Genomic DNA, 13,139 nt, shown 5'->3' on the forward strand with positions numbered 1-13,139 from the left:
CCCCAACACGGCTGCGCTTGTGCCTTCCGTTGTCACTTCGTCCTTCGTCACGTTGTCCTTCATGTCGTCGCCGTTGCTTGCCGGAGGCCGAGCGCTTGTCCGATGTGGTCTGCAGTGGGAACCCTGCTATGGTCCAGGTCTGCCAGCGTCCAAGCCAAGCGAAGGACGCGGTCGTATCCCCGGGCAGTGAGAATGCCTCGCTCCAAGGCCGTGTCCAGGATGCGGGTGGTGCCCTGTGCCAGCCTCAGTTCCCCACGAAGGGTGTTTCCCGGCACTTGGGAATTGGTCTCAATGCCGAACGCCCCCAGGCGCTCGGCCTGCCTCAGCCTCGCAGCCAGTACCCGTCCTGCAACGGCGTCCGTTCGCTCTTCGGTACCTGCTTGTCCAAAATCGGCAAGGGACACGCGTTCCACTTGGAGTTGTATGTCGACGCGGTCCAGAAGAGGACCAGATATTCGGCCGAAGTACCGCCGCCGCATTATTGCGGTGCAGGTACAGTCCATCCCCTTGCCCGAGGCTTTGCCGCATGGGCAAGGATTGGCTGCCAGTACCAGTTGAAACCGAGCGGGGTAAGCTGCCGTTCCCGCCGAACGGTGAATGACCAGCTCGCCGCTCTCCAAGGGTTGCCGCAGGGCATCCAGGACGCGTCGTTCATACTCGGGAGCCTCGTCCAGGAAGAGGACCCCACGGTGTGCCCTCGAGGCAGCGCCCGGACGGGGAAGCCCCGAGCCTCCGCCGATGATGGCAGCTGAAGTAGCACTGTGGTGGGGATTCTCAAACGGCGGCCTCCGGAGCAATGTTCCGGTTGATGAGCGGACCGCCGCCAGGGAGTGGATGGCAGTAACCTCCATTGCCGCCTTGTCCGCCAGGTCCGGCAAGAGTCCTGGCAAACGCTCTGCGAGCATCGTCTTACCGGCACCCGGTGGACCGGTCAGGAGCATATGGTGGCTACCTGCCGCTGCGACTTCCAGGGCGCGCCGGGCCTCCGATTGCCCCGAAACGTCGGAAAGATCGGGCACGATGCCCTCCGCGTCATCATTTTCATCCCCGGGATCAGCACCGGGCGGGTCGTAGTCCAGGGCGAGTTCTTTGGGGTCCGCACCGAAGTCGTACGCCAGCCGGGCAAGAGTCCGGTATCCCCTGACGCGAGCCCCCGGCACCAAAGTTGCCTCCGCGACGTTTGCTTCTGCTACGACAATCTCCGGATACCCCGCCTGGACGGCAGCCATCACGGCCGGGAGGATGCCCCTCACCGGCCGAAGCCGGCCGTCCAAACCGAGCTCGGCAATGAAGACTGTTCCATCGATCGAACGAATGTCCTCCGCAGCACGGAGAACAGCCATGGTGATGGCGAGGTCAAAGCCCGAACCACGTTTGGGCAAGGATGCTGGAATGAGATTGGCGGTGATCTTCCTCCGGCTCAGAGGAATTCCCGAGTTCTGTGCCGCGGAGCGTATTCGTTCTTTGGCTTCGTTTAATGCGGCATCCGGGAGGCCCAGGATCACGAAAGCGGGAAGCGTCTGGCCGATGTCGGCTTCTACCTCGACGATGTAGCCGTTGAGGCCAACGAGGGCAATGCAGTAGCTGCGTCCGACCCCCATCAGCCAACACCCCTCAGGTGTTCCAGCTGGGGGTCTCCAATGCCGTCATGGATGACCGACACCACGTCCACACGTCTTTGCGGAGCATTCAGTTCATGCTCCCGGCACCACGATGACGCGAGCCGGTGCAGGCGTGCCAGCTTGGCTGGACCCACGGCTTCAAACGGATGTCCGTAATCCAGGCTGCTGCGGGTCTTTACCTCCGCGACCACCAGGGTGTCGCCCTCCAACGCCACGATGTCGATTTCACCGTCGGCGCACCGCCAATTTCGATCGACAATCCGCATGCCCTGGCCTTCCAGGAATCCTGCGGCCAAAGCCTCGCCGTTACGGCCAAGAATGTCTTTTGCCCTCATGAGCACCACCTCCGCTACCCAGCTTTCACGCTGGCAGCGGTCGGTGACAGACAGTCCCGGCGCTATGTGGGTAAACCCGTCACATCACCGTCTTGTGGAGGAAGAGTTATGCGGAAGCGGGGCTAATTCCCCAGATCGCCCAGATCTCCCAGGCCGCCATCCTTGGGCAACGCAAGGTCTTCATTGCGTGGAAGTTCCTCGACGTTGACGTCCTTGAACGTTATTACCCGGACATTTTTCACGAAGCGGGCTGAACGATAAACATCCCAAACCCACGCATCCTGCAGGGTTAGATCGAAATAGACTTCGCCGTCTGCGCTGCGGGCTTGCAAATCAACATGGTTGGCAAGGTAGAAACGCCGCTCAGTTTCGACAACGTAGCTGAACAAACCGACAACGTCCCGGTATTCACGGTAGAGCTGCAGCTCCATGTCGGTTTCATAGTTCTCAAGGTCCTCGGCGCTCATAGTTCCATCTTGCACCATCTGCCGCGCACCGGACGCCATCAGCAGGACACACGCTGCCAAGCAAGCAGTCAGACAACGTCCGGCCCGGTGAGGTTCCAGCTTGTCCGGTGATAGGCACTGGGACCCTGCAGCCTGATCACTTCGCGATGGGCTGCGGTGGCGTAACCCTTGTTTTCGTTCCAGCCGTACGCCGGTACTTCAGAGTGGAGATCAACCATGATCCGATCGCGAGCTACTTTTGCCAAAACACTGGCAGCAGCCACGCTGAGACAGCTCATGTCTGCCTTTACCTTCGTGTGGACCGGAGCTTCACACCAGGGTCCTGTGGGTGCGGTGTCGAACAGTGAAGCTTGAACTTCCGGAGAAAGCCAGTTGTGGCTGCCGTCCAACAACACGACGTCGGGCGTGATGCCACCGGCCAGAATCTCACACCACGCCCGCGTTCCCGCCAGGCGCAGGGCAGCTATGATACCCACCTCATCGATTTCGCGGGCGGACGCATGTCCAACTGCGGACGCTACAGCCCAGTCACGGACCAAAGGCTCCAACCTGTCGCGATCCTCGGGCTTGAGCAATTTGCTGTCCCTGACATCGGCCAGAAGGGCGTGGTCCTGAAGATTGACCACTGCGATTCCCACACTCACGGGGCCAGCCAGGGCTCCCCTGCCAACCTCGTCCACACCTGCCAGCAGTCGAACCCGGGGAGACAGGAAGGAACGCTCGACGTCCAGGGTTGGAACGTCGGTCGGTGTCTTGGTTTTCAGCCGGGTGCTTCCCATGGCCGTTACTTTCCTGACGTGGCCGCGGGAACGTTCTTGAAGACATCCGGGTAATTGTCCAGCACCGTCCACCGGTTGACGGGCCAGGCGATGACCGTGGCCTTGCCTTCAACGTCCTCGATATTAATGAAACCACCATTGACTTCCTGGTGCGCCCGGGAATCGGCCGAGTGGTTGCGGTTGTCTCCCATCACCCAGACTTTGCCCTCTGGAACGACGATGTCAAACGGGTTGGGCTGGGGCACTTCCGCGGGATTGATGTATGTTTCGTCCACTGGCTTGCCATTGATGCTGACCCGACCCTGCGCGTCACAGCAGGAAACATGATCGCCCGGAAGCCCAATCACGCGCTTGACCAGGTGCTGCTCATTGTCGTCGGCTGCCAACCCGACGAATTCCAAAGTGTCGCCTACCCAATCAAGGGGTCCCGCCGGTTTCTTGAGAACTGCGGGCAGCCAACCTTGCGAATCCTTGAAAACCACGACGTCGCCCCGTTCCAAGGCGAAGGGCTCCGGCACCAGCAGATTGATGAAGATGCGGTCATTCACGTCCAAGGTGCTTTCCATGGATTCAGAAGGAATGTAGAACGCCCGGAAAAGGAAAGTCTTGATAAGGAAGGAGAGCACTACGGCAATGGCCACGACCGTGACGATTTCCTTCAGCCATCCAAGGACAGGGTTCCTGTGGGGCTTTTCGCCCTCTTCGGATTTGTTGCCGGTATCGTCAGCAGCGTCAGCGACCGGGCTGGGCTCAGCCACTCCGGCCACGCCAGCCGTTCCGTCCGAGAGCCGCGCGTCGTCGTCGTGCCGCTCGGGATTCTCGGGAACTTTGTCCGGCATTTATTGTCCGTTCTTTGATGGTTCGGCCTGCGCGGAGCGAGGCACCTCTGCAAATCTATCAAGGGGCCAGATAATCTGGACCGGTCTGCCGATCACCCGGTCAAGCGGGACCATTCCCCCACCGGGCGCTCCCAGCAGTCCGCGGGAATCAGCAGAGCGGGATCGGTGGTCGCCCATCAGCCAGAGCCGGCCCTCGGGGACTACGACGTCGAACTTCTGTTTGCTGGGTTCGTCTCCGGGATAAACATAGGGTTCCTCAAGTACCTGACCGTTCACTGTGAGGCGGCCGTCGGGGGAGCAGCACTGAACGTGGTCACCCGGAACCCCAATAACCCGCTTCACATATGTGGTGTCGCTTCCCGTGAGCCCGAACCACTGGCTTGCTGCAGCAGCCGCATCAACAAGGGGACCCTTACCGCTGCTGAGCGGGGCGAACGACCCACGCCCATCAAAGACAACCACGTCTCCACGCTGGATGGGCCCGGCGGTGAACGCCGTCCGCGAAACCAGGATCCTGTCCCCCGTGCCCAGCAACGGCTCCATGGACTCGGAAGGAATGTAGTAGACGTCGATCCACAAAGAGCGGACCAGGCCACTGATTGCGACGGCAAGGACCAATGCCAGCAAAACAAAACGCCAGCCCTGTTTCCGGGGCTGGCGTTCTGATGTGTCCATGACTCGTATCCCTGTTGCGTTGCGGATTGCTCCGGAACAAACCGGGCACGGATCCTGGACCCGTTGCGTAAGTCGTGGACTTACTTCGCGAAGTCGCGCTTTTCCTTGATCTTCGCAGCCTTACCGCGCAGTGCGCGCATGTAGTAAAGCTTGGCACGACGGACGTCACCCTTGGTGACGACCTCGATCTTGTCGATGATCGGGGAGTGTACCGGGAAGGTACGCTCTACGCCGACGCCGAAGGAAACCTTGCGCACGGTGAAGGTTTCACGAACGCCGTCACCCTGGCGGCCCAGGACGAAGCCCTGGAATACCTGGACACGGGAGTTCTTGCCTTCGATGATGTTGACGTGAACCTTGAGGGTGTCACCCGCGCGGAACTCGGGAACATCGTTACGCAGCGAGGCTGCATCTACGCTATCGAGGATATGCATTAATCCACTCCTGGTGAACGCCACAGGTCATCCACTTTGGGTTACGGCGGACAAGCCCGCGGCACAAAGCCAACCGGAAATCTCCGCCGAAGTTTCTTAGTGTCCGATTCCGCCACTGATTGGCGGCACCGGGTTGTCCGGCTGTTGGCTTCGCTCCCCCTGTGGCAGGTGCTGGCCCAGCAGACACAAGGGTTAATTCTGCCACATGCCTCGGCATCGGGCCAACTATGCTGACTCGCGATGCCCGGGGCGGGCAGCGGGTCCGCTATGTCGCACTGCTTTCCGTGCGGCGGCGCAGGCGACCATCCACGACGTCGTAACCCAGGTCCGCGAGTGCGTTGCGGTCCGCACGACTCAACTGCCCGGCGTCGAAGTGGTCAAGGAGGTCCGGACGGCGCTCGGCAGTGCGACGGAACTGTTCGTGACGCCGCCACTGCGCGATTTTTCCGTGATTGCCGCTGAGCAGGACCGGAGGCACTTCGTGGTCCCGCCATGAGGACGGCTTGGTATACACCGGATACTCCAGGAGGCCGTCCGAGTGGGATTCCTCAACGAGCGATTCGGGATTGCCCACCACGCCTGGAAGCAAACGACCGATGGCTTCCACCATGGCCAGGACAGCAACTTCGCCGCCATTGAGTACGTAGTCGCCAAGGCTGACAGGCCGCACTGTGAAGTGCTCGTGGGCCCAGTCGATGACGCGCTCGTCAATTCCCTCGTACCGCCCGCAGGCAAAGACCAGCTGTTCCTCTTCGGCGAGCTCATAGGCAAGGGCCTGGGTGAACCTTTCCCCTGCCGGCGAAGGCACGATCAGCACAGGCTTGGTGCCCTCACGAACCGCGGCGACCGACTCGAGCGCCTGCGCCCACGGCTCGGGCTTCATCACCATGCCGGCGCCGCCCCCGTAAGGAGTGTCGTCCACGGTCCGGTGCTTGTCAGTGGTGAACGTCCGGAGGTCGTGGACGTTAAGTTCCAGGAGCCCATCCTGGCGTGCCTTGCCTATCAGCGAAAGTTCAAGCGGGGCAAGGTACTCAGGGAAGATGCTGACGACATCGATCCTCATTCAGGCATCATCCCCGGCGCCGTCCCTGGACTCCCCGGCCGTGTCATCGTTGATTTCGAAGAGACCAGCAGGCGGTGTGATGAGAATGAAGCCGTCCTCGATGTTGACCTCAGGCACGATCTCATCGACGAAGGGAACCAGGATTTCCTTCCCTTCCTCCGTCTTGATGGTCAACAGGTCCTGGACCGGCAGTGTGGTCAGAGCGGCAACTTTGCCCACAACCTGTGAGCCAACCCGCGCCTCCAACCCTACGAGTTCGTGCTCATACCAGCCTTCGTCGTCTTCGTCATCGAGTTCTTCGGTTTCGATGAAAAGCTTCGCACCACGGATGGCCTCGGCGGCGTTGCGATCTGCAATCTCTTCGAAGCCCAGCAGGAGGATGTCTTTGTTCCATCTGGCGCTTCGGATGGTCAGCGGGCCCGCAGAGGCCGGCTCGACGACGAATTCGGTTCCAGCGACGAAGCGCTCGGAGGGGGCGTCGGTGAGCACTTGCACCGTCACCTCGCCGCGTATGCCATGGGGTTTGCCGATCCGGGCCACCTGGAGCTGCATGGGTTCCTCTGAATTCTCGTTGTGCCCGCGCTGCCGGGCAGCAGCGGAAGTGAAATGATCGATAAAGCAATCCGGCCCCTCCACCATATTCGGTGAAGGGGCCGGATCTAAGACAAGTATTGCTGAGCGCGTTACCGGCGACGATCGGTGTCGACGACGTCGACCCTGACCTGCTCGCCACCTGCCAGGGCTGCAACCACAGTGCGCAATGCGCGTGCGGTACGTCCCTGACGGCCGATCACCCGTCCGAGGTCCTCCTGGTGAACACGCACCTCAAGGGATTCCCCGCGGCGGTTGTTCCTGGCACTGACCTTGACATCCTCAGGGCTGTCAACGATCCCACGGACCAAGTGCTCGAGCGCTTCTGCCAGCAATTTACTCAGCCTCGGTGGTCTCTGCTTCAGCCTCGGCCGGAGCTTCGGCTTCGTCCTTCTTGGCCTTCTTGGTGATGGCTTCCGGAATGATGACGGAACCCTTCTCCGGGGCTACGAAAGCTTCCTTCGGAGCTTTGGTCTTCAGGGTGCCTTCCTGGCCCGGCAGGCCCTTGAACTTCTGCCAGTCACCGGTGATCTTAAGGATCGCGGCAACCTGCTCGGTCGGCTGGGCGCCAACGGAAAGCCAGTACTGGGCGCGCTCGGAAGCGACTTCGATGTACGACGGCTCTTCGGTGGGGTGGTACTTGCCGATTTCTTCAATGGCACGGCCATCGCGCTTGGCGCGGGCATCCATGACGACAATGCGGTAGTACGGTGCGCGCATCTTACCGAAGCGCTTAAGGCGAATCTTTACGGCCACTTTTGTGGTCACTCCTGTTTCTGAAACGGGGTTGAACCCGACGTTCTGCACCCGTGGGGCGGGCCATACTTGGGGGTTCGAAAGGACAAGATTTGGGCACGGAGAGAGGGGCCGTGCCAATCAAGTACCTGACCATTGTGCCAGATGCGGGAAGTAATTACGACTTTCGCCACTCCCGGCCCCAACGGTCAGACAGACCAGACGTAGAGCCCTGACCGCTCCGCTTTTTCCACGTCAGTAGCCAAGGAGGCCAACTGCTGCACGTACCGACGCGATTCGTCCGCGCCAAAAGGCATGTCTTCCTGCGCTGCCCAGGCCGCAGCGACGTCGTCAAGAACGTTCCCGTCGCCTTCGCTTTCGTACGTCAGCAGCTCGGCAAGCGCCCTCACCATCGCCTCTGGAACACCAAGGAGTGCGTCGCTGGTGACGTCCACCAACGCCAGTTCGTAGTCTGCGCCGGCAGCATGAACGGCTTTGCCGGCAAGGTCACCCAGTTGCTCGACCTCAAAGTCGGTGATGCCATCGATCCTGACGGCGGGGCCGGTAACGTCGGCGCCCCGGTCCAGGGCAGCCGCCCTCTTGAGGGCTTCATCGTGGGTGGCTACAAAAATTTCGGCAAAGCCCATGGAGAGTGCTCTCATTCGTTCGTGCTGACGGGGCGCCGGCAAGGGCCCGGGGGGGGGGCGAATACCGTCAAGACCCAGCCTAGTGCAGTCCCGGCCCATGCCCTCGAAAAGGCAGTGGGAGGTTGCTTAGCGAACTGCCACGCGCAGCTTGTTGCGCCAGGGGTCTTCGAACTGCAACTCCAGGCCCGTATGGTGGTTCGCCACGGACGCAACTTTCAGCCGGTCAGCCAGTGCGGCGACATCCTCGGCAGATGGAACCTCGATCAGGACTTCGCCCAGGCCCAGCGTATCCCTGCGGGGCCCGGCCCTACGGCTGTTCCATACGTTCATCGCCATATGGTGGTGGTAGCCGCCCGCAGAAACAAACAACGCCTGCCCATGCCAGCCCGCAGTCCTCTCAAAACCCAGCGTGTCCACATAAAAATCCTGGGCGGTCTGCACGTCGCCTACCTGAAGGTGCACGTGCCCGACGCCGGCAGCGGCTTCCCGCTGGCCAGTCACGGCAGCCTCGCTCAAGTGCTGCTGGAGGAAACGCTGCGGCGGCAAGGCAACATTGTCCATCACCACATTCTTGCCATCCCACTGCCAGACATCGCGCGGCTTGTCGTAGTAGAGCTCGATGCCGTTGCCTTCCGGATCGGTGAAGTAGAACGCTTCACTCACCAAATGGTCGGCGCTGCCCACAAAGGCGCGCGGTTCGTACTGTGCCGCCGTGGCGATGGTGGCTGCCAGGGAAGGCTGGTCCTGGAACAGGATGGCGGTATGGAAAAGCCCCGCTTCCCCACGGCCTGGAATCTGCAGGCCGGCCGCGGGAGCGAGGTGGACTACAGGCTTGCCCAGTCGCCCCAGGTACAGCCCGCCATCCTGCTCGGCCACGATCTCCAAGCCCAAGGCCCGCTGATAGTAGTCACTCATGACCTTCATATCGCCGACCTTGAGCATGACCGTGCCCATGGTGAGTTCGGCAGGAAGGAGATCCTGGTTGGATGTCGTCGTCATGTGAAGCTCCCGGTTCATAGGTGGCCGCCCTTCGGCACGTTCTACCTATCTAAATTACTTGAAGCTTCAATTTATTCCTAATAGACCACTTTCCCGCGAAGGACTACATGGTTCAGGCTTGCCACAGTTGCGAGGTTCTCCCTGGGATCATCCCGGCACAGCACGACGTCGGCACTTGCCCCTTCGCTGATGGCCTCGGCTCCCAGCCACTCCCGTGCGCCCCACGTGGCGGCGTCCAGTACGGCAGTGGCTGGCAGGCCGGCGTCGTAAAGCTCCTGCATTTCATCAGCGATCCTGCCGTGCTTGATCACGCTCCCTGCATCCGTTCCCGCGTAGATGCGAACACCGGCTTCAAAGGCCTCGAGCACCCGTTCACGGCGTCGCTCCCAGAGCCGGGTCATGTGCTCGGCGTAGACTGGAAACTTAGGTGCGGCCTGGACGGCGATATCCGGAAAAGTCGCGATGTTTACCAACGTAGGAACAATCGGGACAGACTGCTCCACCAGACGGGGAATGTGCCGGGGCAAAAGGCCGGTGGCGTGCTCAATGCAGTCAATCCCGGCGTCGAGCATGTCATCAATAGTGTCTTCAGCGAAGCAGTGGGCCGTCACGCTGGCCCCTTCGTCGTGGGCGGCAGAAATCGCATCCCGCACCACGTTCCGAGGGAAGGAAACCGCGAGGTCGCCGGCACCGCGATCGATCCAGTCGCCCACGAGTTTCACCCAACCGTCCCCATCCCGGGCTTCCTTGCGGACTGTCTCCACGAGTTCGCCGGGCTCCACTTCGTGACCCAATCCACGCAGGTAACGCCGGCTCCGGGCGATGTGGCGCCCGGCACGAAGCAGCCGTGGGAGATCCTCCCGCCGCTGAACCCAGCGTGTATCGCTTGGCGAGCCGGCGTCACGGATCAACAACGTGCCGGCTTTCAGGTCGGCTTGGGCCTGGGCAAGGGTTGTCTGCTCATCAACTGCCCCGCCGACGCCAAGTCCAATGTGGCAATGGGCGTCCACAAACCCAGGGAGGACCCATCCCTCCAGTATGGAATCGGGTGCGGCAACGGGACGTTCGAACGTCAGGTTGCCATCAACGGACCACAGCCCGTGCCGTTGGTCGTCTCCTGCAACAAGCACAGGACCGGTGAATTCGATGATGTTGGCCATGGCAAAAGCCTAATCTGCCCTGCATGACACAGGTTTACCGACGGGTCTGCGTTTGGATCATGACTGGGCCACGGATCGGGAGCTGTGGTAGCTTCGTCTACGACCACACGGGGGCCCCTGCAGGGGCTGAGATCGGACTGAAGCAGTCTGCGACCGTTGAACCTGTCCGGGTAATGCCGGCGAAGGAAGTGAGTAATCCTTTGAGCACCACCGAAACACAGCACAGCCCTGCCGAAAACCAGGCCAACAGCAGCGAAAAGGCGGCTGAAACCGTCACGCAGTCGCTGAAGTCCCATTCGCTGGCCTGGCTGGAAGACCCCGCCAACGGCATTCGCGTCCCCGTCACGGAAATCGCGCTGGAACCGTCCCCCAACGGGGAGGCAAACGCTCCGCTGCAGGTGTACCGGACCGCGGGGCCCGGCAGTGATCCCGTAGTGGGCCTGGAGCCCTTCCGGGCCGCATGGATTGAGGGCCGGGGCGACACGGAAGCCTACTCCGGCCGCGAACGGAACCTGCTCGACGACGGCAAGTCGGCCGTCCGCCGAGGCGCAGCGTCAGCTGAGTGGAAGGGCGCGCAGCCGGTGCCCCGCCGCGCCGTCGAAGGCAAGACCGTCACCCAGATGCACTACGCCAGGAAGGGCATCATCACGCCTGAAATGCAGTTCGTGGCGCTGCGTGAGAACTGCGATGTTGAACTCGTCAGGAGTGAAGTCGCCGCAGGCCGGGCCATCATTCCCAACAACATCAACCACCCGGAATCCGAGCCGATGATCATCGGCAAGGCATTCCTGGTCAAGATCAATGCCAACATCGGCAACTCCGCCGTCACGAGCTCCATTGCCGAAGAGGTAGACAAGCTGCAGTGGGCCACCCAATGGGGTGCCGACACCGTTATGGACCTGTCCACCGGCGATGACATCCACACCACGCGTGAGTGGATCATCCGCAACTCCCCCGTGCCCATCGGAACTGTCCCGATCTACCAGGCCCTGGAAAAGGTCAACGGCGAGGCCAATAAACTCACGTGGGAGATCTTCCGCGACACCGTGATCGAGCAGTGCGAGCAGGGTGTGGACTACATGACCATCCACGCCGGCGTGCTGCTTCGGTACGTGCCGCTGACAGCCAACCGCGTCACCGGCATCGTGTCCCGCGGCGGTTCGATCATGGCGGGTTGGTGCCTGGCGCACCACCAGGAAAACTTCCTCTACACGCACTTCGATGAGCTGTGCGAAATCTTCGCCAAGTACGATGTCGCCTTCTCCCTCGGTGACGGGCTGCGCCCGGGCGCCACGGCAGATGCCAATGACGCCGCCCAGTTCGCCGAGTTGGACACGCTCGCCGAACTGACCCAGCGGGCATGGGAATTTGATGTCCAGGTAATGGTTGAAGGACCCGGGCATATTCCCTTCCACTTGGTCCGCGAGAATGTGGAGCGCCAACAGGAACTCTGCAAAGGTGCCCCCTTCTATACGTTGGGACCGCTTGTCACGGACGTTGCTCCCGGCTATGACCACATCACCTCGGCAATCGGTGCCACAGAAATCGCCCGCTACGGCACCGCCATGCTCTGCTACGTGACTCCCAAGGAGCACCTGGGGCTGCCAAACAAGGACGATGTGAAGACCGGTGTGATCACGTACAAGATCGCAGCGCACGCCGCGGACCTCGCCAAGGGACACCCCGGCGCAAACGAACGCGACGATGCTCTCTCCAAGGCCAGGTTCGAGTTCCGTTGGCGGGACCAGTTCGCACTGTCCCTGGACCCTGTCACCGCCGAGGCATTCCACGACGAAACACTGCCAGCGGAACCGGCGAAGACCGCACACTTCTGCTCGATGTGCGGACCCAAATTCTGCTCGATGCGTATCAGCCAGGACATCAGGGACGAGTTCGGTTCGGCCGACGCGCAGGCAGCTATTGCGGGGATATACGACGGCATGCGGGAAAAGAGCGAAGAATTCCTGGCTTCAGGTGGCAAGGTGTACCTGCCTGAGCTGCAGCTCCCCTCTACCCACGCGGCCGGAGCGTCAGGAAACCTTAACTGACCTCGTCCGGACAACATCGGCCACAAATGAGCGAATAATCCGGTCGCCATCCACCGAGTCCTGGGGCCGGTGCCCTCCAGCTGCTACGCGGCGGAGGGCACCGGTGTCCTCCAGGTACCCGGCGATTTCTTCGTACAGGGGCTCCCACCCGCCCGTAAGGACGAGGGTAGGCACGCCGGGAACGATGTGCAGGGGCGCCTCCCAAGGAGGCGCCTGAAGCCGGAGGCGACGTGCGGAACGGCGGGCTTCGGGTGTGTCCAGCCCACTGGCTTCGGCCGAAAATGCACGCCTGAAGTACTCGCGTTCGTAGTCGGCATCCTGAACCTGGTTCCGCACGTCAAACAACGGCTCCATGAGCGAACGATGGAATGTGGTGGCCGGCAGCTCGGCGGTCAAGGATAAACAAGCCGGTTCAACCAGTGTCAGTGAGTGCACCAGGTCCGGGCGTTCAACTGCTGCGAGCATGGCAGAGATTGCACCTTGCTCATGCGCCACGACGTGCCCGCCCCCGGCGTCCTCCAGCGAAGCAACGACGATGCCGATATCCGCAGCGACGTCCGATTCCAGGGGTTCAGCGACAGGATCGAAGCCGTGCCGGCGGAGGAAAAGTGCGTCATATGACAGGGCCATGCCGTGCTGCCTGGGCCATGCCGAGGCGCCAAAGCTCCCCAGACCGTGGACGAAGACTACGCGCTGCTTGTGCATGGATTCACCCTAGTCCAGAGCCCTGACATCGCTGCCCAAA

General features: G+C 61.6%; 16 protein-coding genes and 1 riboswitch. Of the genes, 1 reads left to right on the forward strand and 15 read right to left on the reverse strand.

Annotated features, from left to right (window positions below; all coding sequences use genetic code 11):
• Positions 1-59: 59 nt before the first annotated feature.
• From LDP01_RS05410 to LDP01_RS05475, 14 genes are all read right to left on the reverse strand, one after another.
• The gene (locus LDP01_RS05410) at positions 60-1,601 is read right to left on the reverse strand and encodes a YifB family Mg chelatase-like AAA ATPase (RefSeq protein ID WP_224090761.1); all 1,542 of its coding nucleotides are present in this window, start codon (positions 1,599-1,601) and stop codon (positions 60-62) included.
• The gene (locus LDP01_RS05415) at positions 1,601-1,966 is read right to left on the reverse strand and encodes a YraN family protein (protein WP_224090765.1); all 366 of its coding nucleotides are present in this window, start codon (positions 1,964-1,966) and stop codon (positions 1,601-1,603) included. The genes LDP01_RS05410 and LDP01_RS05415 overlap by 1 nt, the downstream gene beginning before the upstream one ends.
• 113 nt (positions 1,967-2,079) lie before the next feature.
• Positions 2,080-2,424 (reverse strand): DUF2469 domain-containing protein, encoded by a 345-nt coding sequence (locus LDP01_RS05420; RefSeq protein ID WP_216923842.1) that lies wholly within the window; start codon positions 2,422-2,424, stop codon positions 2,080-2,082.
• A 68-nt stretch (positions 2,425-2,492) separates the two neighbouring features.
• Positions 2,493-3,203, reverse strand: a complete 711-nt coding sequence (rnhB, locus tag LDP01_RS05425) for a ribonuclease HII (RefSeq protein ID WP_224090766.1) — start codon at positions 3,201-3,203, stop codon at positions 2,493-2,495.
• A gap of 5 nt (positions 3,204-3,208) precedes the next feature.
• A complete protein-coding gene (gene lepB / locus LDP01_RS05430) occupies positions 3,209-4,042 on the reverse strand; it encodes a signal peptidase I (RefSeq protein ID WP_224090767.1) in 834 nt (277 codons plus the stop codon).
• Positions 4,043-4,717: a signal peptidase I gene (gene lepB / locus LDP01_RS05435; protein ID WP_224090770.1), complete on the reverse strand. Its 675-nt coding sequence runs from the start codon at positions 4,715-4,717 to the stop codon at positions 4,043-4,045.
• A gap of 80 nt (positions 4,718-4,797) precedes the next feature.
• Complete coding sequence (rplS, locus tag LDP01_RS05440; protein ID WP_014922079.1) at positions 4,798-5,151, reverse strand: 50S ribosomal protein L19; 354 nt, start codon at positions 5,149-5,151, stop codon at positions 4,798-4,800.
• A gap of 265 nt (positions 5,152-5,416) precedes the next feature.
• Complete coding sequence (trmD, locus tag LDP01_RS05445) at positions 5,417-6,214, reverse strand: tRNA (guanosine(37)-N1)-methyltransferase TrmD (protein WP_224090779.1); 798 nt, start codon at positions 6,212-6,214, stop codon at positions 5,417-5,419.
• Complete coding sequence (gene rimM / locus LDP01_RS05450) at positions 6,215-6,766, reverse strand: ribosome maturation factor RimM (protein WP_224090781.1); 552 nt, start codon at positions 6,764-6,766, stop codon at positions 6,215-6,217.
• A 131-nt stretch (positions 6,767-6,897) separates the two neighbouring features.
• Positions 6,898-7,140 (reverse strand): RNA-binding protein, encoded by a 243-nt coding sequence (locus tag LDP01_RS05455; RefSeq protein WP_144659985.1) that lies wholly within the window; start codon positions 7,138-7,140, stop codon positions 6,898-6,900.
• Between the two features lies 1 nt (position 7,141).
• Positions 7,142-7,561: a 30S ribosomal protein S16 gene (rpsP, locus tag LDP01_RS05460; RefSeq protein WP_017199647.1), complete on the reverse strand. Its 420-nt coding sequence runs from the start codon at positions 7,559-7,561 to the stop codon at positions 7,142-7,144.
• Positions 7,562-7,749: 188 nt separating this feature from the next.
• On the reverse strand, positions 7,750-8,202 hold the full coding sequence (locus LDP01_RS05465) for a hypothetical protein (RefSeq protein ID WP_224090783.1): 453 nt from the start codon (positions 8,200-8,202) through the stop codon (positions 7,750-7,752).
• Positions 8,203-8,313: 111 nt separating this feature from the next.
• Positions 8,314-9,186 carry a VOC family protein gene (locus LDP01_RS05470; protein ID WP_224090784.1) on the reverse strand — a complete coding sequence of 291 codons (873 nt, stop codon included), beginning with the start codon at positions 9,184-9,186 and terminating at the stop codon, positions 8,314-8,316.
• A gap of 77 nt (positions 9,187-9,263) precedes the next feature.
• Positions 9,264-10,346 carry an amidohydrolase family protein gene (locus LDP01_RS05475; protein ID WP_224090785.1) on the reverse strand — a complete coding sequence of 361 codons (1,083 nt, stop codon included), beginning with the start codon at positions 10,344-10,346 and terminating at the stop codon, positions 9,264-9,266.
• A 97-nt stretch (positions 10,347-10,443) separates the two neighbouring features.
• A riboswitch (TPP riboswitch) is annotated at positions 10,444-10,551 on the forward strand.
• On the opposite strand from LDP01_RS05475, the gene thiC reads away from it, so the two are divergent.
• Complete coding sequence (thiC, locus tag LDP01_RS05480) at positions 10,547-12,394, forward strand: phosphomethylpyrimidine synthase ThiC (RefSeq protein WP_276573606.1); 1,848 nt, start codon at positions 10,547-10,549, stop codon at positions 12,392-12,394. It overlaps the preceding riboswitch by 5 nt.
• Here the strand turns inward: thiC and LDP01_RS05485 are convergent.
• On the reverse strand, positions 12,377-13,099 hold the full coding sequence (locus LDP01_RS05485) for an alpha/beta fold hydrolase (protein WP_224090790.1): 723 nt from the start codon (positions 13,097-13,099) through the stop codon (positions 12,377-12,379). The two genes, thiC and LDP01_RS05485, sit on opposite strands and share 18 nt — an antisense overlap.
• Positions 13,100-13,139 lie beyond the last annotated feature (40 nt).

The sequence above is a fragment of the Arthrobacter sp. StoSoilB13 genome (assembly GCF_019977255.1).
Classification (GTDB): domain Bacteria; phylum Actinomycetota; class Actinomycetes; order Actinomycetales; family Micrococcaceae; genus Arthrobacter.

Coding starts and splice junctions, on each gene's coding strand:
- LDP01_RS05410 (WP_224090761.1), bottom strand. CDS start 1,601: ATGGGGGTCGGACGCAGCTACTGCATTGCCCTCGTTGGCCTCAACGGC.
- LDP01_RS05420 (WP_216923842.1), bottom strand. CDS start 2,424: ATGAGCGCCGAGGACCTTGAGAACTATGAAACCGACATGGAGCTGCAG.
- rnhB (WP_224090766.1), bottom strand. CDS start 3,203: ATGGGAAGCACCCGGCTGAAAACCAAGACACCGACCGACGTTCCAACC.
- lepB (WP_224090767.1), bottom strand. CDS start 4,042: ATGCCGGACAAAGTTCCCGAGAATCCCGAGCGGCACGACGACGACGCG.
- lepB (WP_224090770.1), bottom strand. CDS start 4,717: ATGGACACATCAGAACGCCAGCCCCGGAAACAGGGCTGGCGTTTTGTT.
- rplS (WP_014922079.1), bottom strand. CDS start 5,151: ATGCATATCCTCGATAGCGTAGATGCAGCCTCGCTGCGTAACGATGTT.
- trmD (WP_224090779.1), bottom strand. CDS start 6,214: ATGAGGATCGATGTCGTCAGCATCTTCCCTGAGTACCTTGCCCCGCTT.
- rimM (WP_224090781.1), bottom strand. CDS start 6,766: ATGCAGCTCCAGGTGGCCCGGATCGGCAAACCCCATGGCATACGCGGC.
- LDP01_RS05465 (WP_224090783.1), bottom strand. CDS start 8,202: ATGAGAGCACTCTCCATGGGCTTTGCCGAAATTTTTGTAGCCACCCAC.
- LDP01_RS05470 (WP_224090784.1), bottom strand. CDS start 9,186: ATGACGACGACATCCAACCAGGATCTCCTTCCTGCCGAACTCACCATG.
- LDP01_RS05475 (WP_224090785.1), bottom strand. CDS start 10,346: ATGGCCAACATCATCGAATTCACCGGTCCTGTGCTTGTTGCAGGAGAC.
- LDP01_RS05485 (WP_224090790.1), bottom strand. CDS start 13,099: ATGCACAAGCAGCGCGTAGTCTTCGTCCACGGTCTGGGGAGCTTTGGC.